Origin of the sequence: Rhodosalinus halophilus (genome assembly GCF_003298775.1) — a bacterium.
Classification (GTDB): domain Bacteria; phylum Pseudomonadota; class Alphaproteobacteria; order Rhodobacterales; family Rhodobacteraceae; genus Rhodosalinus; species Rhodosalinus halophilus.
Genome location: NZ_QNTQ01000021.1, coordinates 26,599 through 47,903 on the forward strand (window position 1 = coordinate 26,599; position 21,305 = coordinate 47,903).

Below are 21,305 nucleotides of genomic sequence, written 5' to 3' on the forward strand. Positions count from 1 at the left end.
GCGGCGCGTCCGTCATGACGGCGGGCCAAGTCCCCGACCACCTTGTCAAAACGGGAAAGCTCATGACACGCGCGCATCTGCCCGGCATCCTCGCCATGGCGGCCATCGTGGTCGCCTCCAACATCCTCGTTCAGTTCCTCTTCGGCCAGTGGCTGACCTGGGGCGCCTTCACCTATCCGCTGGCCTTTCTCGTCACCGATGTGATGAACCGGGTCTACGGCGTCGGGCCGGCCCGCAAGGTCGTGATCGCGGGCTTCGCCGTCGGCGTCGCCTGTTCGCTGATCGGCGCGCAGATCCAGGGGGAGTTCGGCCCGCTGGTGACGCTGCGCATCGCGATGGGCTCCGGCCTCGCCTTCCTGACGGCGCAGCTTCTCGACGTGGCGGTGTTCGACCGGCTGCGCGCGGGGCGCTGGTGGCGCGCGCCGCTGGTGTCCACGCTGGTCGGCTCCACCGTGGACACGGCGATCTTCTTCACCGTCGCGTTTTCGTCGTGGCTCGTCTTTCTCGAACCGGGCAACGACGTGAGCTGGGCGAACGAGGCGCTGCCGCTTCTGGGCTGGGGGCCGGTGGTCCCGCTCTGGGTCTCGCTCGCCGCCGCCGACTGGATGGTGAAACTCTCGCTCGCGCTGCTCGCTCTGATGCCCTTCCGCCTCATCGTGAAACGGCTCACTGCACAAGCTGTATGATTTTTCTTTGCACCGGCCACAATCCGTGCCACTCTGTCATCAACGGCAACAGCAGAGAAAGGAGGTGGTCCAGTGTCTAGAGAAACATTGGAGCGAGGTGTCGGGACAGTCCGGGAGGCGCGCCTCTGAGGCAGCCCTGAGGGGCGAGGCCCCCGGATTGGCGCGTGCCTGAACCGGCGCCGCCTCCGAGTTCTCGGAAAGGGCCGTCCGCAAGGGCGGCCCTTTTTAGTCGTACCCGATGTCCCCACATTGCGCCTCATGCTTCGGATCACCGACGATATCGCCATCGAGGACTGGGAGCTGACCGAGCAGTTCACCCGCGCGGGCGGCCCCGGCGGGCAGAACGTGAACAAGGTGAGTTCCGCCGTGGAGCTGCGGTTCGAGGCGGAGCGCTCGCCCAACCTGCCCGATCCGGTCAAACGGAGGCTGCGCCGGCTGGCGGGCCACCGCTGGACCAGGGAGGGCGCGGTGGTGATCCGGGTCGAGGACACGCGGCATCAGTCCCGCAACCGCGAGATCGCGCGCGACCGGATGGCGGATCTGATCCGCCGCGCGACGGAGAAGCCCAAGCGGCGCATCCCCACGCGCCCCACGCTGGCCTCCAAGAAGCGCCGGCTCGAGGCGAAGAAGAAGCGCGGGGCGGTCAAGGCCCTGCGCGGCCCGGTGGAGGGAGACTGATCACTCCTCGGCGCCGGGCGAGGGCACGCGGTCCGTCTCGCGGCGGCCCTGCACCCAGGACAGGATCGCCAGCGCCGCGGCGAGCGCCACGATTGCTGCCGAGAGCCCGATCAGCAGCATCGGCTCTGCCGAGTCGATGTCGATGAGCACCAGCTTCCGCACGACCGCCAGCACACCGATGGCGAGAACGGCCCGGAGCTGTGTCGGCCCGCGCCGGCCCGTGACCATGAGCTGCACCGAGTGCGCGAGTTCCAGCGCGATGATCGCGGCGAGCAGCCGGTCGAAAAGCGTCTGGAACACGGGATAATCGAGCGTACCGGTGGGATCCGCCGCCGTCAGGACCGCGGCGCGCAGGAAGCTCCAAAGCGCCAGCAGGATGACGACCACCATCCCGGCCATGAGCAGACCGGCCACGATGCGTTCGAAGTGGCGGTAGAGGTCGTCGAGATGCATGGAGCCGTTCAACGCCACTGCGCAGGGCGCGGTTCCCCGGCCCCCCGCGGCAGCCTGCTGCTGCGCAAGGCAACGGGCGAGGGCCGCGGGCGCGGCCCTCGCGCTGCATCAGGCGTGGATGATCTCTTCCTTGAGCGACCATATGATCGCCAGAACTTCCTGCCGGGCGGCCTCGTCGTGTCCGTGGCGCGCCATGGTTGTCAGGATGTCGTCGGTGGCGGCCATGTATTCGGCCTCGCTCACGTTCATGCCGCGATGCGCGTCCGGCATGGTCCGGCCGGCATAGCGATCGGGACCGCCACTGCCGGCCGCGAAGAAATCGCAAAGGTGCCGCTTCGCCGTCTCCAGCCGCTCGGGATCCTCGCGGTAGGGAAGGAAGCGGGCGCTGATCGTCGGGTTCTGCATGTGCGCCTCGATGATGTCGTCGATCAGGCTGCGCACCCCGGCGCTGCCCCCGAGGCGTTCGTAGAGCGTGACGTTGGTGAGATCGCGGGGAATATCCATCCTTGGGTCTCCTCCTCCTTGGATAGTCTTCAGTGGCGCGGCACCGCCTCTGCGTCGATCGGCTCGACGAAGGCGATGAAGAGCGTGCAGGGCTCCGACGACAGGCAGGCCGCGCTGTGCGGCTTCTCGGCCGGTCCCCGGGCATAGGTGCCGGGCCGGAGCCTCACCGGATCCTCGCGGTGATAGGTCGCGCGCATCTCGCCCGACACCAGCACCATGCGTTCGGGCGAGGTGCGGCGATGGCGCGGTACCTCGGCGCCGCCCGGGACAGGGTAGAAGACGTCGGCGTTCGGCGCGGCCGGATCGCCGTGCGGCACCGCGATCCGGCAGCCCTCGGACATGAAGCCCGGACAGCCGCCCCACTTGAGCGCGCCGGCCTCCGGCGGGTCGGCGACGGCTTGCGGTTCGGCCGCCGCCGGCAGGGCGCACAGCGCTGCCAGAACGGCCCCCAGTCCGGGCGCGGCTCTCGTCGGCGGGCGTCGTGTCATGGGTTTCCTCCTCCCTGTGGCGATGGACCGCACTGCGGCCATGCCCCCATCCTCGCGCCCGAAGGCCGCCGGCCTCCAGTCAACGGACTGTATCGGGGTGGATTTGGAACCGGAGCTCGCCTGCGTTACGCTACGGAAATGGCACCGAGTCGGTACCGTCAGTTCTGCCCGGTCGCGATGGCGGCGGAGATCCTCGACAGGCGGTGGACCCTCGTGCTGCTGCGCGAGCTTCTCGGCGGATCGACGCGCTTCAACGACCTTCGGCGCGGCGTGCCGCGCATGTCGCCCACGCTGCTGTCCCGCCGCCTGCGCGAGCTCGAGGACGCGGGCATCGTCGAGCGGGCGAAACTCACGAACGAAGGCGTGCATGAATACCGGCTGACGCGCGCCGGCCGCGATCTGAAGCCGGTGGTCGAGGCCGTGGGCATGTGGGGCCAGAAATGGGTCGAGGCCGAGCCCAGCCTGCGCAACCTCGATCCGGGCCTGTTGATGTGGGACATGCGGCGCAATCTCGACCCGAGACCGCTTCCGCCCCATCGGACGGTGGTCGCTTTCGTCTACTCCGACCAGCCGGAGGGGCGGCGGCGCTGGTGGCTGGTCATAGACCCCGAGGACGAGGTCGACCTCTGCTCCATCGACCCCGGCTTCGACGTCGATCTCTACGTCGAGACGGATCTGCGCTGCATGACGGCGATCTGGATGGGCCTGACCACTGTGGCGCGCGAGCGCGGGCGCGAGCGGCTGGTGATGACGGGCGATCGCAGGGTCGCGGATCAGATGCCTGGGTGGCTCGGCCTCAGCCCCTTCGCCAGGCAGAAGAAGCTCGCGGAGGACAAGACCCCGCTCTGACCGCGTGCAGCCCCGGCCTGCTCAGCCGCCCAGATAGAGCTGCCCGATCTCGGCGTTCTCGCGCAGCGCGTGGGCAGTGTCCGAGAGCCGCACCTGTCCGCCCTCGAGCACATAGCCGCGATCGACATGCGCGAGCGCCTGCCGCGCGTTCTGCTCGATCATGAGCACCGAGACCCCCGTCCGCCGCAGTCCCGAGACGAGCTCGAAGATCTGCGCCACGAGCTTCGGCGCCACGCCGGCCGAGGGCTCGTCGAGCAGCAGCACCGAAGGCTCGGGGATGAGCGCCCGCGCCAGCGCCAGCATCTGCCGTTCCCCGCCCGAGAGCGTGCCCGCCGCCTGCCGCCGCCGCTCGCCCAGAACCGGGAAGAGTTCGATCATCTCGGCGATCCGGGCCTCGCGCCGGGCGCGGGAAAGACGCGCGCCGCCGATCTCGAGGTTCTCCGTCACCGTCATGCTGGCGAAGACGTTAGAGACCTGCGGCACATAGGCCATGCCGCGCGCCACCATGCCCTCTGGCGCCCGACCGGTCACCTCTTGCCCGTCGAGGGTGACGCGCCCCGCCGTCGGGGCGACGAGACCGAAGAGCGCCTTGATCAGCGTGGATTTCCCCGCCCCGTTCGGCCCGAAGACGAGGACGTGCTCGCCCGGACCGACTTCCATGTCGATGCCGAAGAGGATTTGCAGCGGGCCGTAGCCGGCCTCGAGTCCCTCGGCCTTCAGCGCCGCGCCGCTCATGCCACCGCTCCGCCCAGGTAGGCCTCGATCACGGCCGGGTCGGCGCGGATCTCGTCCGGGGCGCCCTCGGCCAGAACGCGGCCCTGATGCATGACGATCACATGGTCGCAGTAGCGCATCACGAGCTGCATCTCGTGCTCCACGATGAGAAAGGTGGTGCCCTGCCGGTTGAGCTCGGCGATCCGGTCGAAGAGCGCTGTCGCCAGCCGGCGGTTCACCCCGGCCGCCGGTTCGTCGAGCAACATCACCGGCGGGCGGCGCATCATGAGCCGCCCCAGCGAGAGAAGCTTGCGCTGCCCGCCCGAGAGAGTCTCGGCCCGCTCGTCGCGCATCGACTGCATCTCGAGTTCGCCGAGCACCGCCTCCGCGCGGGCGGCGATCTCCGCCTCGGCCTGCCGGCGCGCCGCCGCGCGCAGGAAGCCCGCGCGGAGCGTCTCGTGGCGCTGCGGCATCCCGGCGACCATCAGGTTCTCCCAGACGGTCATGGTGGGATAGAGCCGCGGCGTCTGGAAGGTGCGGCCGAGTCCCCTGTCCGCGATCGCTTCGGGCGGCAGGCCCGTGATCTCCTGCCCGGCCACCCGGACGGCGCCGGCATCGGGCGTCTGCACGCCGCTGACCAGATCCATCACGGTGGACTTGCCCGCGCCGTTGGGGCCGATCAGCCCGGTGATGGAACCGGGCCGGACGGCGAAGCTCGCCCCGTCCACGGCAGCGAGGCCGCCGAAGCTCTTACGCAGGTCCGTGATCTCGAGCGCAGGCGCGCCGGCCGGCGCGATCCGCTCGGGCGCCGGCAGGGCGGCCTTCGCCCCGGATGCCGCGGGCGCGCGCCGCCGCCGCTCGGGAACGAGGCCGCCGGGGAAGAAGCGGACAACGGCGATGAGCAGCAGGCCGATCAGGACGAAGCGCAGCGAGGGCAGGAACGACGGGTTCGCGGCGGCGATCTGATCGAGGCCGGGGATCTCGCCGACGAAGCGCGTGCCTTCGCGGATCGCGATCAGCGCGAAGGCGCCGGCGAGCGCCCCCCAGTGGTTGCCCGTGCCGCCCAGCAGCATGGCGAGCCAGACCTGGAAGGTCACGATCGGCACGAACTGGCCCACGTGGATCACGCCCAGCGAATGGGTCCAGAGCGCCCCCGCGATCCCGGCCACGGCCCCGCCGATGGCGAGCGCGCGCAGTTTCGCCCGCGCCGTCCGCTTGCCCAGCGTGCGCGCCGAGGTCTCGTCGTCCTTGATCGCGCGCAGAAGCCGCCCGAACGGCGCCTCGCCAAGATGGCGGAGCGCGGCGAAGAGCACGCCCACGACCACCGCGATCAGCGCGAGATAGAACAGCGCGTAGCTCTCGGGCGTGAAGAGGTCGCCCAGCGGCTGCGGCACGTTGGAAATTCCGAACTCGCCCCGGGTGAGCCATGTCTCGTTGCCGAGGACCGAGCGGACCACCTCGGCCATCGCGAAGGTCGCGACGGCGAGGTAATGCGTGGCCAGCCGCGCGCTCACCGCCCCGATGAAGAGCGCGAGCAATCCCCCCGCCAGCCCGGCGGCCAGGAACCCCGACCAGACCGGCCAGCCCAGCGCGATCTCGTAGCGGGCCGAGGCCGCGAGATAGGCCTCCGAGCCCGGCGGCGGCAGCGTGACCAGCGCCGAGGCGAAGGCGCCCACCGCGAAGAAGGCGACGTAGCCGAAATTGATGACGCCGGCGAAGCCGAATTGCAGGTTCAGCCCCACGGCCAGCAGCCCGTAGATCAGCGCGAGCGAGATCAGGCCCGTGGCGAAGGCGATCAGATCCATCTCAGCCCCTCCCGCCCATGAGACCCCGCGGGCGCAGGATCAGCACCGCGATGAGCACGACGAAGGCGAAGGCGTAGGAGTAGTTCGCCGCGACATAGGTGGCCCCGAGCTCCATCGCGAGGCCGATGAGCAGCCCGCCGATCATCGCGCCATAGGGGCTGCCGATGCCGCCCAGCAGCACCGCGGCGAAGACCACCAGCAGGAAGTGCCAGCCCATCTGCGGCGCGAGCGTGATCTGCGTGATTGCCAGAAGGATGCCCCCCAGCCCGCCGATCAGCGCCGAGACGAACCATGTCGCGTCGAGCACCCGGCGCGACGAGATGCCCGAAACGCGCGCGAGCGCCGGGTCGTCGGCCACCGCGCGCATCTTCTTGCCCAGCATCGTGAAACTGAGCAGCAAATGCACCGCGAGCATCGCGGCCAGCGCCACGCCCAGAATGACGAGTTGCTCGCGCGGCACGAAGACGCCGCCGATCTCGATCGGGCGCATCAGCGGGACGGGAAAGCGGATCGGGTTGGAGCCCGCGATCATCCGCACGAGGTTCTGCACCACGAAGGCCACGCCGACGCTCGTCACCAGGAGCGGCAGGAGCCCCCGATTCATCAGGGGCGTGTAGAAGGCGCGTGCGACGCCGACGCCGATGACGCCCACGGCCGCCACCGCAAGCAGCCCCGCCACCGGCAGCCCGAGGCCGATCTGCGCGAACAGCAGGCACAAAAAGGCGCCCAGGGTGAGGAACTCGCCGAAGGCGAAATTGATGAAGCGCGTCACGCCATAGGCCAGGGTCAGCCCGACCGCGCTCACCGCGATCACGCCGCCCAGCGCCAGGCCGTAGACCAGCGTCTGCACGAGGATCATGCCTGCCTGCCCCTTCGGCTTTCGTTGTCGGGTCCCGGGCGCCGCCGTCGCGCCCGGGGCCGCAGCCCGTTCAGTTCAGCGCCGAGGCCGGGATCACCGACACGGTCGTCCAGGCGCCGTCCTGCACCTGCCGGATCCCGAAGGGCGCCGCGATGTTGCCCCAGTCGTCGAAGTCGATCGGCCCCACGAGCCCGCGGTAGTCGATCGACTCGCCGGCCTCCAGCGCCTCCTTGCCCTCGGTGTAGCTGGTCACCTGGGTCTTGCCCTCGCCCGGATCGGTGACGGCGCGGATATGCTCGGCCAGCGTGGCGCGCGTGATTTCGCCGTCGTCCATGTGGTCGCTCAGCATGGCCAGCGCGATGACGTTCATCGAGTCGTAGGTGTTGGTGCCGAAGATCTTCACCTCTTCGCCCGAGTAGTCCTGATAGCGCTCCTCGAAGGCGCGGTTGAGCTCCTGCCCTTCTTCCGAGGCGACTTCCTCGAGCCCGTAGATACCGTCCACCAGTTGCGCGCCGGCAAGCTCGATATACTCGGCGTTGGTCTGGTCCTGCGTGACGAACCAGCCGCCCTCGTAGCCCGACTGGAAGGCGTTGGTCATCACCCGCGCCGATTCTTCCGGCGCGGCGACCAGAACGATTCCGTCCGGATCGGCGGCCAGCGCTTCCTGCACCTCGGCGCGGTAGGAGGGCTTGCCGGGCGTGAACTCGATCACCTCGGCGATCTCGACGCCGTAGTCGGCGAAGCTGCGCTCGATCGGCTCCAGGAAGGACACCATCGCCGGCGACTGGGCGACCATCAGCACCGGGTTCTCCCATGCGCGCGCGCCCTCGCCCAGATACTGCGCATCGGTCGCCGCGCGGGCGATCGCCTTGCCGCCAAGCGAGTCGGACGGCACGGTACGGAAGCACACGTCCTGACACGCGCGATCCAGCTCGGTCGTGCCGGCCGTGGGCGTGACCATGGGCACGCTGTTGTCGATGATGAGGTTCTTGGACCCCGAGAAGGAGAGCGAGGTCGGACCGACGAGCGCCATCACGTTGTCCACGTTGATGAGCTTCTGCGCCGCGGTGGTGCCGGCATCGACGACGCCTTCGGTGTCGCCCTGAACGAAGGTGATCTCGCGGCCGCCGATGCCGCCGGAGCCGTTCACCTCCTCGGCGATCATCTGCGCCACCGGCTGCACGTTCTCGCCGACCCAGGCGTATTGCCCGGTGAACGGCAGCAGCAGCCCGATCCGGAGCGGGTCCTCCTGAGCCGTGGCGATGCCGCCGGTCAGCAGACCGGCTGCGGTCATCGCGGCGCCCGCGGCGCCCCTGGCGAATGCGGTCATGTCTTCTCCTCCACTGTGTTTCGGGCTGCGCGCCCCGTGTCCCCCCGTGCGCGGCTCCCGCGCCCGGACGCTAAGCCGGCGCGGCGAAAACCTCAACCGAGAGGCGGGGCATTTCGCTCGGGATCAGAAGGCGACGCGGTCGCCGCCCTTGAGGCCCAGCATCTCGCGCGCCTCGGCCGGGGTCGCCACGCTGCGGCCGGCCTCCTCCACGATGCGCCGGATCTTGCGCACCTGCGCGGCGTTGCTCGTCGCGAGCTCGCCCCGCCGGATGTAGAGGCTGTCTTCCAGCCCCACGCGGACGTTCGCGCCCATCAGCATGCCGTGGGTGCAGAACTCCATCTGATGCCGGCCCGCCGCGAAGACCGACCAGGCATAGCCGTCGCCGAAGAGCTTGTCGGCGGTGCGGCGCATGTGGACGAGGTGATCCACATCCGCGCCGATGCCGCCGAGAATGCCGAAGATCGTCTGCACGAAGAGCGGCGGCCGCACGAGACCGCGATCGAGGAAGTGGGCGAGGTTGTAGAGATGGCCCACGTCGTAGCACTCGAACTCGAAGCGCGTGCCGAAGCCGTCGCCCAGCGTGCGGATGATCTGTTCGATGTCGTCGAAGGTGTTGCGGAAGATCGCGTTCGACGAGGCACGCAGATAGTCCCGCTCCCATTCGTGCGTCCAGTCGGCATAGCGATCCGCGACGGGCGCGAAATTGAAATTCATCGAGCCCATGTTGAGCGAAGTCATCTCCGGCTCGGCCCGCACCGCGGCGGCCAGCCGTTCCTCGAGGCTCATGACGTGGCTGCCGCCCGTCGAGATGTTGATCACGGCGTCGCAGCCCTGCTTGATCCGCGGCAGGAACTGCATGAACACCTCCGGCGAGGGTGTCGGCCTGCCTGTCTCGGGGTCGCGGGCGTGCAGGTGGACGATGGCCGCGCCGGCCTCGGCGGCGGCCAGCGCCTCCTCGGCGATCTGATCCGGGGTCACCGGCAGATGAGGCGACATCGTCGGCGTGTGGATCGAGCCGGTGACGGCGCAGGTGATGATGACCTTGTCCGACATGCCGCGTTGGACCTCCCCGTGACCCGATCCGCCCTGTGCTACGGTGCGACTTGCACGCCGCGCAACAGGTCTTTACCGATTCCAGGCGACCGGAGGCGGCAATGACCGAAACACCCGAAGCGCCCGAGCGCGACCCGGCGGAGCGCGCGACGCTTCAGGAACACGTCTACCGCAAGCTGCGCGAGGCGCTGATTTCGGGCTGCTACGAACCGGGCCACGTGCTTCAGGTGCGGGCGCTCGCGGAGCAGTTCGGCGTCTCCACCATGCCCGTGCGCGAGGCGCAGATGCGGCTCGTCGCCGAACGCGCGCTGCAGGTGCTGCCCAACCGCGCGATCCGCGTTCCGATCCTCGACGATGCAGAGACGGAAGAGCTTTACGCACTGCGGATGCTGCTCGAGACGCGCGCAGGCCGCCAGGCCGCCGAGCGCTTCGATCCCGCCGCGCTCGCGGCGCTCGAGGCGCTGCAGTCGGAGATGGATGCGGCAATGGAACGGCCCGGCATCGACGAGGCCCTGCACCTAAACGCCCACTTCCATTTCGCGATCTACCGCGCCGGCACCACCTCGGTCAGCCTCTCGGTGATCGAGAGCCTGTGGATGATGAGCGGCCCGATCATCCGCGCGCCTCTGCGGCGCGGAGCCGCGCGGCTGCCGGGCAGCATGGACAAGTCGGCGCGCACCAACCACCGCTTGATGATCGACGGCCTGCGGCGCGGGGACGGCGACGCGGTCGCTCAGGCGATCGAGGCCGATCTCGCCGTCGCGCTGGCGGCCTTTCGCGGCTGCGGATGGCCGGCAGAGAGCGACGCCTCATGACGGACACTGTCGCACTCATCGGGCTGGGCACCATCGGCGAGGGGTGGGGCCTCGCCTTCGCCTCGGCCGGCCATCCCCTGCGCCTGCACGACGCCGACACCACACGCGCTATGCAGGCAGCGGAACGGATCGGCCGCGAGGTCGCGGGGGCGCGGGTGGAGGTCCGCGCGGATCTCGCAGAGGCAGTCGCCGGCGTGGCCCATGTCCAGGAGAGCATCGCCGAGACGATCGACGCCAAGACGGCCCTCTTCGCAGAACTCGGCCGCCTCGCCCCGCCGTCCGCGGTGCTGGCGAGCTCCAGCTCGGCGCTGCTGCCCTCGGCAATCTTCGCGGGTCTCGACGGGGCGGAGCGCGCGCTCGTCGCGCACCCCTTCAATCCGCCCCATGTCATGCGCGCGGTCGAGATCGTGCCCTCGCCGCGCACCTCGGAGGCGACCATCGCGCGTGCGGCGGATCTCCTCTCCGGGATCGGCCAGGTGCCGCTCGTCGTGCGCAAGGAAGTCCCCGGCTACGTCATGAACCGCCTGCAGGCGGCGGTCGTGGGCGAGGCGATGCATCTCGTCGCAGAGGGCGTCGTGTCGCCGGAGGAGCTCGACCGCGCGTTTCCCGCCGCGCTGGGCTGGCGCTGGGGCGTGATGGGCCCTTTCGAGACAATGGACCTCAACGCCGAGCAGGGCTTCGAGGCCTATGTGGACCGTTTCGGCGCCTCCTACCAGCAACTCACGCGAACCCTGTGCGTCGATGCGCCCTGGACGCCCGAAGCGGTGGCCGCTGTAGCCGAGGCACGGCGCCGCGCCGTCCCGCGCGCGGCGCTGCAAGAGCGGCGGCGCTGGCGCGACCGCATGGTGCGCGCCGTCGCCGCGCTGACCGCGGGCCGCGGGGCGCGCGGCTGACAGACTGCGCGCCGTCCGATCAGGGCGCCGGCGAGACCCCGATCACCGGCGCATGCGCATGAAAGGCCGCGAGGTAGAGCAGGAGACCGAGGCCCGCGCGCAGGGCGAGCACCCCGCCGTTGGCCCACAGCTACGACGGATCGGCCAGCGGCCGGAGCGACAGCCACGCGGTCGCCTCCGCGATCGCCGGCCAGCGGTCGGGCTCCGCCGCCGCCGCGCGCCGGTCGAAGAGCTGCATCGCGCCGACCGACACGGCGGCGAAGCCCAGAAAAAGGATCAGATGCGCCAGATCGGGATTGGCGATGGCATGGGCCACGCCCCAGAGCGCGAGCGCGAGGAGTGCAGGGTGCCGCGTCAGCCGCGCGAGGCCGGGCGCGGCGGGGTCGAAGCGGGCGTTGCGCCGGCCGGCCAGCGTATGCGGATAGGGGAATCCGATGCCGAGCGCGAAGAGGGCGAAGACCGGCGGCATCGCGAGCATCGGGGCCCAGCGCGTCCAGGGCGCAGCGTCGAAGACCGGCACATGGGGCGCCCGTCCGGCCGCGATCACCAGCCAGACCAGCAGCACCGTCGAGACCATGCCGTAGAGTGCGAAATAGCGGCGCCGCCCGAGCGTGCGGATCAGCCCGTCGCGCACCGGGCGGTGCGAAGGAAGGAAATGGGTCGCCGCGAAAAGCGCGCCCGCGGCGGCGAACTCGATCCATCCCATGCGCTATCCTCCTGCCGCCTGCGGCGCATCGGCCGGCGCCATCGTCGCCTCGCTTCGCTGCGAACGGGAACGGGCTAGCGCCGTCCGAGGTCCGCGATGTTGCGGCGGCGCAAAGAACTCCGCGATCGCGGGCACTAGGACGGCTGGAACGCCGCCCGAGGTCCGCCGATGCGCTCTTGCCTGCCCGACATCCATGACCCGGATCTCCCGATCCAGCAGCTTCTGACCCTTTGGCCCGCGTGCATCCGTGTCTTTCTCCGGCACCGGATGCGCTGCGTCGGTTGTCCGATCGCGCCTTTTCACACCGTGATCGACGCTTGCCGCGAGCACGACGTGGACGAGGCGCGCTTTCGCGCCGATCTCGCCGCGGCGGCCGGCGCAGGCTGAGCCGCGCCCGCCGCGGTCAGCCCTCCGCGATCAGCAGCAGACGGTGCGGATCCGTCACGGTGACGTGCTTGCGGCGGGAGGCCACGATCCCGTCCCTTTCCCACCGGCTGAGCAGCCGAGAGACGGTATGCAGCGTCGAGCCGGTCATCTCGGAGATGTCCTGCCGGGTGATCGGAAAGCCGATCTCGACACCCCCCTCCACCTTGCGGCCCGTCTGATTGACGAGGCGGAGCAGCGCGCTCGCGATCCGTTGCTCGACCCGTTGCGTGGCAAGGTCCATGATCCGCTGGTTCATCTCGGCCACGCGGACGCCGACCGTCTTGTAACCCTCTTCGGCGAAACCGTCGTAGCGCGCCACGAAGACGTGCCAGAGCGACATGGGCCAGGAGAGCGTCAGGCACTCCGCCGCACAGACCGCCGTGGCGGGGTAGGTCTCGCGCCCGAGCGCCGCGGCGATCCCGAAGAGCTGCCCGGCGGGAATGTGGAGCGAGGTGACCTGCTCGCCCTCGGGCGACGTGCGCATCACGCGGATCGTGCCGTCGAGCAGCAGGTAGAAGCGCGTCGCCGGATGGCCTTCGCGGAACACGGCCGCGCCGGCGTCGAAGCGTTTCGGCAGCGCCTGGTCGAGAATCTCGCGGATCTCCGGCCCCTCGAGCCTGCGGAAGGGCGGGACGTCTCTGAGCAGGGTCTCGTCGAGCCTGGGCATCTTCGCTCCGGAGCTTGCGGCGGCGCAACGTCCGGTGACAGCGAATGGCACAGACCGGCGGGCGATGGAACGCCCGAGGTGGCACGCGCGCACTGTCCCGGCAGTTGACCGGGCGGCGGACCGGAACGGAAAGGAGAGACGAGATGGCCAGACAGACCTATGCCGGCCCGGCGATCCTGAGCTACGGGTTCCGGCCCTTCTTCCTCGTGGCAGGCGCCTTCGCCGTGCTCGTGGTGCCGCTTTGGCTCGCTGTCTGGGCCGGCCGCCTGCAGGTCGCGGGGCCGTTCGCGCCGGTGGACTGGCACGCGCACGAGATGATCTTCGGCTATGTCTCGGCGGTGCTCGCCGGCTTTCTGTTCACCGCCGTGCCCAACTGGACGGGGCGCATGCCGCGGCAGGGCGCGCCGCTCGCGGTTCTCGTCGCGCTCTGGATCGCGGGGCGGCTCGCCGTGGCGGGCGTGGGCGCGCTGCCCGCCTGGGCCGTGATGGCGATCGACGCGGCCTTCCCGCTCGCCGTGGCGGCAATGATCGCTGTCGAGATCGCGGCGGGCCGGAACTGGCGCAATCTCAAGGTGCTGATCCCCGTGAGCCTCTTCGGCGCCGCGAACATCGGCTTCCACCTCGAGGCGATGGCGCGAGGCTCGGCAGAGGTCTCGGCACGCGCCGGCCTCGCCGTGGTCGTCTTTCTCATCCTCCTGATCGGCGGGCGGATCGTGCCCTCCTTCACCCGCAACTGGCTGGCGAAGCGTGGCTCTGGGGCGCTGCCGGCCCCGTTCGGCAAATATGACGCAGCGGCGCTCGCCGGCGCGGCGCTGGCGCTCGGCGTCTGGACGGCGGCGCCCGACGGACTCGCCGCGCGGGCGCTTCTGGCGCTCGCGGCCATCCTGCACGCCGTGCGGCTCATGCGCTGGCAGGGCGCGCGCTGTCTCGCGTCGCCGCTGCTTTTGATGCTGCACGTGGCCTATGCCTTCGTGCCCGCGGGATTCGCGGCGCTGGCCGCGGGCGCGGCGACGGCGGGAACGCATCTTCTGGGCGTCGGCGCGATCGGCGGCATGACGCTCGCGGTGATGATGCGCGCCACGATGGGACATACGGGCCGGGCCCTCGTCGCGGGCGGCACGCTCGCGACCGCCTTCGGCGTGCTCGTTGCGGCCGCGCTGATCCGCAGCTTCGCACCCTACGCCGACCTGGCCGGCCTCTCCGGTCTGACGCTCGCGGCGGGGCTCTGGGCGATCGCCTTCGCGATCTTCGTGGGCCGCGTGGGCCCATGGCTGGCGGCGCCCGACGCCGCGCGCCGCACACCGAACTGAGCTGCCGGCAGGAAAGGCGATTGCGTCGGTGAATTTGTTTGTTACCTTACAATCAGCCCGCCGCGCGACACGCCGGACGGAGCGTAAGGGAGGAAGCAAATGAAACTCACGTCACTCGGCCTCGCCGCGGCGATGGCCGCCATCGCCCCTGCGGCCTTCGCACAGGAGGTCACGCTGCGGCTCTCGCACTGGGTGCCCGCGACCATCGCCCCCGCCGCCGCCGGGATCGAACCCTGGGCGCGCTCGGTGGAAGAGGCCTCGGACGGCCGGATCGAGATCCAGATCTTTCCCGCCCAGCAGATCGGCGCGGCGCCCGACCATTACGACATGGCGCGCGACGGCATCGCCGACATCACCTGGGTCAACCCGGGCTACACGGCCGGCCGCTTCCCGATCTTCAGCCTGGTCGAGGTGCCCTTCCACGTCACCGATTCCGTCCAGGGCGCGAAGGCCATCCACGAGTGGTATGCGCAATACGTCGAGGACGAGATGAGCGAGGTGAAGTTCTGCGTCATGCATCCGCATGCGCCGGGCGCGCTCCACTCGAAGGAGCCGATGCGCGTGCCCTCGGACATCGAGGGCAAGAACATCCGCCCCGCCCACGCCACCATGGCGCGCTTCGTCAGCCAGCTCGGCGGCGCGCCGGTGCAGGTGCCGGCCCCCGAGGTGCGCGAGGCGATCTCGCGCGGGACGGCCGACGCGGTCACCTTCCCCTGGGGCGCGATGTACGACTTCAACCTGACGAACGAGACGGACCATCACCTCGACATGCCGTTCTACCTGTCGATGCAGGTCATGGTGTTGAACCCCGACAGCTACGCGGGGCTCTCCGACGAGAACAAGGCGGTGCTCGACGAACACTGTTCGCCCGAGTGGTCCGCCGAGATCGCGAAGGGCTGGGCGGAGGACGACATGTCCGCCCGCGAGCGCCTGATGGAGGACGACAGCCAGACCTTCTACCAGCCCACCGAGGAGGAGGTCGCGCTCTGGCAGGACTCCGCGCAGGGCGTGCTGGATGCCTGGAAGGAGGAAGTCGCCGATCGCGGGCATGACGCCGACGCGATCTACGACTCCTACATCGAGCATCTCGAGCGCTACGGCATCCGCTACTGACATGCGCGGGGCGCGCGCGGCCACGCCGGTGCGCCCCGCCAGCCGTCCGGGGGCATCCCATGCAGAGCCACTCCCTCGCGGATCGCGTGATCCGCTGGGTCGAGCGCATCGCCGGCGCGACGCTCGGCCTCGTCACCGTGCTGATCGTGATCTCGTCGCTCGGGCGCTACGGCTTTGCAAAGCCGGTGCCTGACGCCTTCGACCTCTCGCGCCTGATCCTGGGCGTCGCGATCATGTGGGGTTTCGCGAGTCTGGGTTACCGCGGCTCGCACATCAAGGTGGACATCCTCGCCCAGGCCGTGCCGCGGGGCGTGCTGCGGGTGATGAACTCGATCGCCTGGAGCGTGCTGCTCATCTTCACCGCGCTGCTGGTCTGGAAGATCTTCGGGCGGGTGGTGAACGCGCAGGCGGGGGGCGACGCGACGATGGACCTGCGCCTGCCGCACTGGCCCTTCTTCGCGGCGATCTGGGCCGGGCTCGTGGCCGCGCTCTTCACCACCGCCTGGCGGCTCTGGCTGATCGCCGTGCGTGGCCGCGATCTCGACGACTTCGAATCGATCGACGATCTCATCCGGGAAGGCGAGGCGCGGGAATGAGCAACGAGGTCGTCGCCTTCGCGGGCTTCGCCGCGCTTTTCGCGCTGATGATCCTGCGCGTGCCGATCGGCATCGCGATGGGGCTGGTGGGCATCGGCGGCTTCGGCGCCATCGTCGGCATGAAGCCCGCGCTGAACCTGCTGGCGCAATCGCCGATCCGCACCGTCACGGACTTCAATCTCACGCTCATCCCGTTCTTCATCCTGATGGGCGTGCTCGCCACCAACTCTGGCATGTCGCGCGAGCTGTTCCGCACGGGCCGCGCCTGGCTCGGCAGCTTCAAGGGCGGGCTCGGCCTCGCCTCCGTGGGGGCCTGCGCGGGCTTCGCGGCGATCTGCGGCTCCTCCGTCGCCACCGCGGCGACGATGACCAAGATCGCCTATCCCGAGATGAAGCGCGCAGGCTACCCCGACGACGCGGCGACCGGAATCGTCGCGGCGGGCGGGACGCTGGGCATCCTTATCCCGCCTTCGGTGGTGCTGGCCGTCTATGGCTTCATCACCGAGCAGGACGTGGGCGTGCTCTTCGTCGCGGGCGTGGTGCCGGGCTTGCTGGCCGTGCTGATGTACATGGCCACGGTCCGCATCGCCTATGGCGCCACGCTGCCGGCGGGCGAGCCCTTCACGCTGCGCGAGGCGCTCGCCTCGCTCAGGGGCGTCTGGGCGGTGATCCTGCTCTTCGCGGCGGTCGTGCTGTCGATCTATCTCGGCATCGTCACCGCGACCGAGGCGGCGGCGGCCGGCGCCTTTCTCACGGCGGTGATCGGCTTCCTGCGCGGGCGGCTCACGCTTTCGACCCTGATGTCGTCGCTCGTCGAGGCGCTGCGCACCTCCGTCGCGATCTACACCATCCTGATCGGCGCGATCCTCTTCGGCTACTTCCTCGCCATCACGCGGGTGCCGCAGGAGCTGACGACCTTCCTCACCGAGCTGGGGCTCGGCCGCTACGGCACGCTGCTGCTGATCCTGCTGGTCTTCATGATCCTGGGCATGTTCCTCGACGCGATGGCGATGATCATCCTGATGGTGCCCATCGTCTTTCCGGTGATCCTGGAGCTCGGCTTCGACCCGATCTGGTTCGGGGTGATCATCGTCATGACGGTGGAACTGGGGCTGATCACGCCGCCCGTCGGCATGAACGTCTATGTCATCAACTCCATCGCCAGCCGGGTGAGCCTGCCGACGATCTTCAAGGGTGTGCTGCCCTTCGTGCTGGCCGACGTGCTGCGTCTGATCCTGCTGATCGCCTTCCCGGCGCTGGTGCTTTTCCTGCCCGGCAGCATGGAGTGACGGAATGAAGCCGCCTTCCGATATCGTCGAACCCGAGATCCTCCGCGATCTCGTCTCCTACCGCATCCGGCTCGTGCAGATCGCGGCCTTCAAGCAGTTCGAGGCGGTGCTCGCAGGCTTCGGCACCGCGCCGCGCTATTTCGGCATGCTGGCGATCATCGAGGCCAATCCGGGCATCCCTCAGAGCCGGCTGGCCGAGGCGATCTTCCTCGAACGCGCGAGCCTCGTGCCGATCCTGGACGCGATGGAACGCGAGGGAATCGTCCGGCGCGAGGGCTCGCCCGACGACCGGCGCCTGCGCTGCGTCTCGCTCACCGACGACGGCAAGGCGCTGCTCGAGGCGCTGAAGCCGCATGTCGCAAGGCACGAGGCGCGGATGGTCGCGGGGCTGAGCGCGCGCGAACGCGGCGCGCTGATCCGCCTGCTCCGGCGGGTGGAGGACAACCTCGCCGCCGCGGCGACGCCCCCACGCAAGGAGAAGGAGGCGCGCCGATGAAGATCGCGACTCTGGCCGACCTCGAGGCGCTCGAGGCGCAGGGCTTCGAGGCAGTCTTTCCGCAGCGCACGCCCTACGAGGTGATCCGCGCCTCGGCCGCCCGGGCGCCCGACGCGGTGGCGCTGCGCGAACTGCGGCCCGAGGGCGAGACGGTGCTGAGCTACGCCGCCTTCGTCGAACGCATCCGCGCCGCCGCGAATCTCTTTCGCACGATGGGCGTGACCGGCGAGCGGGCGGTGGCGCTGCTCACGCCGCACACGGCGGCAGCGCAGACCGCGCTCTGGGGGGCACAGCTGGCCGGACGGGCCTGCCCGATCAACCCGATGCTCCGGCCCGAGCACATCGCCGAACTTCTGGCGGAGGCCGATGCCGCGCTGGTGATCGTGATGGGCGTGAACGCCGAGCAGGACATCTGGAGCGCGCTTGTCCCCGGCCTGCGCGCCGCCGGGGTGCGGCTGCCGATCCTGGACTGCGACGCGGACGCGCCCTGCCCCGGCTCGGACGGTCGATTCGAGGATCTGCTGGAGGCGCACGCCGGGCCGCTCGGCTTCGACATCCCGGGCGACGAACATGCGACCGCAGCCTTCTATCACACCGGCGGCACCACCGGCGCGCCGAAACTGGTGCGGCACACGCGGCTCAACGAGGCGCATGTGGCGCGCTCCTGCGCCATCCTGCACGACCTGCGCGCCGACGACGTGGTGGTGAACGGCTTCCCGCTCTTCCACGTCGCGGGGGCCTTCGTCTATGGGCTTTCGACCCTGTCGGCCGGGGGCGAGATCCTGATCCCCGGCCGTCTCGGGATGCGCGACCCGGCCTTCACCGGCGCGATCTGGCAACAGGTGGAGCGCCGCGGCGTCACGATACTGGCCGCCGTGCCCACGCTGCTCGCCGCCTTCAACGGGGTGGACGTGGACGCCGACATCTCCGGTCTGCGGGCGCTGCTCACGGGGGGCTCCCCCCTGCCCACGGAGCTGGCCGAGGCGACGGAGCGCAAGACCGGCAAGCCCGTGCGCAATATCCTCGGCATGACCGAATGCGCAGGCGCCATCGCGGTCGAGCCGCTGCACGGCCCGCGCACGCCGGGCTCCTGCGGCCTGCGGATGCCGTTCAGCGAGGTGGTGGCCCTGGCGGACTACGGCGACGCCGACCCCGACACGTCGCAACAGAGGGCGCAGGGCGAGACCGGCATCATCGCGCTGCGCGGCCCCAACGTCTCGCCTGGATACACCGACCCGGCGCGGGGGCGCGACACCTTTCCGGGCGGCGGCTGGCTCGTTTCGGGCGACCTCGGCCACATCGACACCGAGGGCCGGGTCTTCGTCACCGGGCGGAAGAAGGATGTCATCATCCGGGGCGGGCACAACATCGACCCGCAGGGGATCGAGGACGCGCTGCTCGCCCACGAAGCGGTGCAGGACGCCGCCGCGGTGGGGATGCCCGACGCCTATGCCGGCGAACTGCCCGTGGCCTTCGTGACCCTTCGTAAGGGGGCCGATCTGGACGAGGCGGCGCTGATCGCCTTTCTGCGCGCGCGCATCGACGAGCCCGCGGCGCTGCCCAAGCGGATCGCCGCCATCGAGGCGATGCCGCTCACCCCCATCGGCAAGGTCTTCAAGCCCGCGTTGCGCCGCATCGCGACCGGCTGGGCCCTGCGTGCGGCGGCGGAGCAGTGCGGGCTCTCCGCCGAGGCGGTCGGGATCGAGGTGGACGACAAGTTGCGCGCCTCGCTCACCGTCCCGGAAGGCGCCGAGGACCGGCTGCGCGCGGCGCTGGCCGGCATGCCGATCGAGGTGTCGGTCTCCACGCGAACGGAGGCCGCGCCATGACCGCGCCGTTGCGCTTCGAACGCCACGGCGCGGTCGCGCTCGTCACGCTCGACCGGCCAGAGCGGCACAACGCGCTGAGCCCCGAACTGATCTGTCGTCTCGACGACGCCTTTGCCGAGATCCGCGACGACCCCGAGTTGCGCGTGAGCGTCGTCACCGGCGCGGGCGAAGCGACCTTCTGCAGCGGCGGCGATCTGGAGCTCACCTTGCCGCTGCTCACCGGCGCCCGCGCGCCGCAGGACGACTGGGACCGGCGCCTTCTCGACGACCCGGACATCCTGCACCGGACGACGCTCAAGGGCGTGACCTTCGACAAGCCGGTGATCGCGGCGGTGAACGGCGCCTGCCTCGCGGGCGGGTTCGAACTGATGCTGGGCACCGACATACGGTTCGCTGCCGATCATGCCGTCTTCGGCCTGCCCGAGGCGAAACACGGCCTGATCCCCTTCGCGGGTGCCCTGGTCCGGCTGCCCCGGCAGGTGCCGCAGGCGGTGGCGATGGAACTGCTGATGACCGGCGCGCCCATCGGGGCCGGGGCCGCGCGGGCGGCGGGGCTCGTGAACCGCGTGCTGCCGCCCGCCGAAGTGCTGCCCGCGGCGCTCGAGACAGCGGAGCGCATCGCGCGGAACGGGCCGCTCGCCTTGGCCGAGATCAAGCGCGTGGTGACCGGGACGAGCGGCCTGCCGCTCGACCAAGCCTATGCGCTGGAGACGGAGGCGATGGGGCGCGTCATGCGCTCTGCCGACGCGCGCGAGGGGCCCGCCGCCTTCATGGAAAAACGCAATCCCGCGTTCAGGGGGGCATGATGACGGACGAGACACTGCGGCTCGACGGCAAGGTGGCCGTCGTTACCGGCGCGGGCCGCGGCATCGGACGCGCGGCGGCGCTGGCCCTGGCGCGGGCCGGCGCGTCCGTGGTGGTCAACGACCTCGACGAAACGGCCGTCGGCGAGACGGTCGAGGCGATCGGCGCCGCAGGTGGCCGGGCCGCGGGCGCGGTGGCGGCCATCGGCACGACCCAGGCCGCCGAGACCTGCGTCGCCACCGCCGTCGAGCGCTTCGGCGACCTGCACGTCTTTTGCGCCAACGCGGGTATTCTGCGCGACAGCGTGCTGTGGAAGACCTCGGACGAAGATTTCGACGCGGTGATCGGCACGCATCTGCGGGGCAGCTTCACCTGCGCCCGCGCCGCAGCACGGCACTTTCGCAGTCGCGCGGGCGGCGGGCGGCTGATTCTCGTCTCCTCGATCGCCGGGCAGCGCGGAAACTTCGGCCAGACAGCCTATGCCGCGGCCAAGGCCGGCATCGCCGCGATGGCGCGCACCTGGTCCATGGAGCTCGCGCGGACGGAGGTCACGGTCAACGCGATCGTGCCCAACGCGATGACGGCCATGACGGCGACGGTCCCCGCGCTCGCCGAGGTCGCGGAGCGCCACGCGCGGGGGGAGCCGATCCCCGCGCCCCATCGCCAGCACCTGGGCCTCGGAAGCGCGGAAGACGTCGCGCCGCTTTTCGTCTTCCTCGCGTCCGACTTGGCCGCCGGGATCACCGGGCAGTGCATCGGCATCGGCGGCGACAAGCTCTCGCTCTGGTCGCATCCCCGGGAAGTCGCCTGCGCTCTGCGCGATGGTGGCTGGACCGCCGCCGCGATCGCCGAAGCTTGGCCGGACTCGCTCGCCCGGTACAGCCAGGATGTCGGCATCGACTTCGACGTGCCGGACGCCTGATCGGTCCGGACAGAAGGCGC

At 70.3% G+C, this 21,305-nt stretch carries 24 protein-coding genes; 14 read left to right on the forward strand and 10 right to left on the reverse strand.

The window, feature by feature from the left end:
• The first annotated feature begins 62 nt into the window (after positions 1-62).
• Together DRV85_RS16930 and arfB are read left to right on the forward strand one after the other, a co-directional pair.
• A complete protein-coding gene (locus tag DRV85_RS16930; RefSeq protein ID WP_113290662.1) occupies positions 63-686 on the forward strand; it encodes a queuosine precursor transporter in 624 nt (207 codons plus the stop codon).
• Positions 687-944: 258 nt separating this feature from the next.
• Entirely contained in the window at positions 945-1,364 is a 420-nt protein-coding gene (gene arfB, locus DRV85_RS16935; RefSeq protein ID WP_113290663.1) for an alternative ribosome rescue aminoacyl-tRNA hydrolase ArfB, read from the forward strand.
• On the opposite strand, the gene DRV85_RS16940 is transcribed toward arfB, so the two are convergent.
• The 3 genes from DRV85_RS16940 to DRV85_RS16950 all read right to left on the reverse strand — a co-directional run bounded on the left by DRV85_RS16940 (position 1,365) and on the right by DRV85_RS16950 (position 2,809).
• Entirely contained in the window at positions 1,365-1,817 is a 453-nt protein-coding gene (locus tag DRV85_RS16940; protein ID WP_113290664.1) for a phosphate-starvation-inducible PsiE family protein, read from the reverse strand. It lies immediately after the preceding gene.
• Between the two features lie 108 nt (positions 1,818-1,925).
• The gene (locus DRV85_RS16945) at positions 1,926-2,321 is read right to left on the reverse strand and encodes a group I truncated hemoglobin (protein WP_113290665.1); all 396 of its coding nucleotides are present in this window, start codon (positions 2,319-2,321) and stop codon (positions 1,926-1,928) included.
• 29 nt (positions 2,322-2,350) lie between these two features.
• Entirely contained in the window at positions 2,351-2,809 is a 459-nt protein-coding gene (locus DRV85_RS16950) for a cupin domain-containing protein (protein ID WP_113290666.1), read from the reverse strand.
• A 138-nt stretch (positions 2,810-2,947) separates the two neighbouring features.
• On the opposite strand from DRV85_RS16950, the gene DRV85_RS16955 reads away from it, so the two are divergent.
• Entirely contained in the window at positions 2,948-3,658 is a 711-nt protein-coding gene (locus DRV85_RS16955; protein WP_113290667.1) for a winged helix-turn-helix transcriptional regulator, read from the forward strand.
• Between the two features lie 21 nt (positions 3,659-3,679).
• Here DRV85_RS16955 and DRV85_RS16960 read toward each other — a convergent pair whose 3' ends face one another.
• The 5 genes from DRV85_RS16960 to kce form a co-directional block, all read right to left on the reverse strand.
• On the reverse strand, positions 3,680-4,393 hold the full coding sequence (locus DRV85_RS16960) for an ABC transporter ATP-binding protein (protein WP_113290668.1): 714 nt from the start codon (positions 4,391-4,393) through the stop codon (positions 3,680-3,682).
• Entirely contained in the window at positions 4,390-6,177 is a 1,788-nt protein-coding gene (locus DRV85_RS16965; protein WP_113290669.1) for a branched-chain amino acid ABC transporter ATP-binding protein/permease, read from the reverse strand. Before DRV85_RS16965 ends, DRV85_RS16960 begins: the two co-directional genes overlap by 4 nt.
• 1 nt (position 6,178) lies before the next feature.
• Positions 6,179-7,036, reverse strand: a complete 858-nt coding sequence (locus DRV85_RS16970; protein WP_113290670.1) for a branched-chain amino acid ABC transporter permease — start codon at positions 7,034-7,036, stop codon at positions 6,179-6,181.
• Between the two features lie 70 nt (positions 7,037-7,106).
• Positions 7,107-8,366, reverse strand: a complete 1,260-nt coding sequence (locus DRV85_RS16975; RefSeq protein ID WP_113290671.1) for an ABC transporter substrate-binding protein — start codon at positions 8,364-8,366, stop codon at positions 7,107-7,109.
• A gap of 123 nt (positions 8,367-8,489) precedes the next feature.
• Entirely contained in the window at positions 8,490-9,419 is a 930-nt protein-coding gene (kce, locus tag DRV85_RS16980; RefSeq protein ID WP_113290672.1) for a 3,5-dioxohexanoate:acetyl-CoA acetone transferase, read from the reverse strand.
• A gap of 101 nt (positions 9,420-9,520) precedes the next feature.
• Between kce and DRV85_RS16985 the strand changes: the two genes are divergently transcribed.
• Both DRV85_RS16985 and DRV85_RS16990 read left to right on the forward strand, forming a co-directional pair.
• Positions 9,521-10,234, forward strand: a complete 714-nt coding sequence (locus tag DRV85_RS16985) for a GntR family transcriptional regulator (protein WP_113290673.1) — start codon at positions 9,521-9,523, stop codon at positions 10,232-10,234.
• Positions 10,231-11,127 carry a 3-hydroxyacyl-CoA dehydrogenase NAD-binding domain-containing protein gene (locus tag DRV85_RS16990; RefSeq protein WP_158540190.1) on the forward strand — a complete coding sequence of 299 codons (897 nt, stop codon included), beginning with the start codon at positions 10,231-10,233 and terminating at the stop codon, positions 11,125-11,127. Before DRV85_RS16985 ends, DRV85_RS16990 begins: the two co-directional genes overlap by 4 nt.
• A 130-nt stretch (positions 11,128-11,257) precedes the next feature.
• On the opposite strand, the gene DRV85_RS16995 is transcribed toward DRV85_RS16990, so the two are convergent.
• Positions 11,258-11,833, reverse strand: a complete 576-nt coding sequence (locus DRV85_RS16995) for an NnrU family protein (RefSeq protein ID WP_233495567.1) — start codon at positions 11,831-11,833, stop codon at positions 11,258-11,260.
• Positions 11,834-12,001: 168 nt separating this feature from the next.
• Here DRV85_RS16995 and DRV85_RS17000 point away from each other — a divergent pair, with 168 nt between their 5' ends.
• Entirely contained in the window at positions 12,002-12,220 is a 219-nt protein-coding gene (locus DRV85_RS17000; protein WP_113290675.1) for a DUF1858 domain-containing protein, read from the forward strand.
• Between the two features lie 16 nt (positions 12,221-12,236).
• Here the strand turns inward: DRV85_RS17000 and DRV85_RS17005 are convergent, their stop codons facing one another.
• Positions 12,237-12,926: a Crp/Fnr family transcriptional regulator gene (locus DRV85_RS17005; protein ID WP_113290676.1), complete on the reverse strand. Its 690-nt coding sequence runs from the start codon at positions 12,924-12,926 to the stop codon at positions 12,237-12,239.
• A 143-nt stretch (positions 12,927-13,069) separates the two neighbouring features.
• Between DRV85_RS17005 and DRV85_RS17010 the strand changes: the two genes are divergently transcribed.
• The 8 genes from DRV85_RS17010 to DRV85_RS17045 all read left to right on the forward strand — a co-directional run bounded on the left by DRV85_RS17010 (position 13,070) and on the right by DRV85_RS17045 (position 21,285).
• Entirely contained in the window at positions 13,070-14,236 is a 1,167-nt protein-coding gene (locus DRV85_RS17010) for an NnrS family protein (RefSeq protein WP_113290677.1), read from the forward strand.
• A gap of 99 nt (positions 14,237-14,335) precedes the next feature.
• Positions 14,336-15,349: a TRAP transporter substrate-binding protein gene (locus DRV85_RS17015; protein ID WP_113290678.1), complete on the forward strand. Its 1,014-nt coding sequence runs from the start codon at positions 14,336-14,338 to the stop codon at positions 15,347-15,349.
• Positions 15,350-15,408: 59 nt separating this feature from the next.
• A complete protein-coding gene (locus DRV85_RS17020) occupies positions 15,409-15,945 on the forward strand; it encodes a TRAP transporter small permease (protein WP_113290679.1) in 537 nt (178 codons plus the stop codon).
• On the forward strand, positions 15,942-17,234 hold the full coding sequence (locus tag DRV85_RS17025; protein ID WP_113290680.1) for a TRAP transporter large permease: 1,293 nt from the start codon (positions 15,942-15,944) through the stop codon (positions 17,232-17,234). The genes DRV85_RS17020 and DRV85_RS17025 overlap by 4 nt, the downstream gene beginning before the upstream one ends.
• 4 nt (positions 17,235-17,238) lie before the next feature.
• Positions 17,239-17,730 carry a MarR family winged helix-turn-helix transcriptional regulator gene (locus tag DRV85_RS17030; protein WP_113290681.1) on the forward strand — a complete coding sequence of 164 codons (492 nt, stop codon included), beginning with the start codon at positions 17,239-17,241 and terminating at the stop codon, positions 17,728-17,730.
• Positions 17,727-19,559 (forward strand): AMP-binding protein, encoded by a 1,833-nt coding sequence (locus DRV85_RS17035; protein ID WP_113290682.1) that lies wholly within the window; start codon positions 17,727-17,729, stop codon positions 19,557-19,559. Before DRV85_RS17030 ends, DRV85_RS17035 begins: the two co-directional genes overlap by 4 nt.
• Entirely contained in the window at positions 19,556-20,365 is an 810-nt protein-coding gene (locus tag DRV85_RS17040; RefSeq protein ID WP_113290683.1) for an enoyl-CoA hydratase/isomerase family protein, read from the forward strand. The genes DRV85_RS17035 and DRV85_RS17040 overlap by 4 nt, the downstream gene beginning before the upstream one ends.
• Positions 20,365-21,285 (forward strand): SDR family NAD(P)-dependent oxidoreductase, encoded by a 921-nt coding sequence (locus tag DRV85_RS17045; protein WP_199526058.1) that lies wholly within the window; start codon positions 20,365-20,367, stop codon positions 21,283-21,285. The genes DRV85_RS17040 and DRV85_RS17045 overlap by 1 nt, the downstream gene beginning before the upstream one ends.
• Positions 21,286-21,305: the final 20 nt, after the last annotated feature.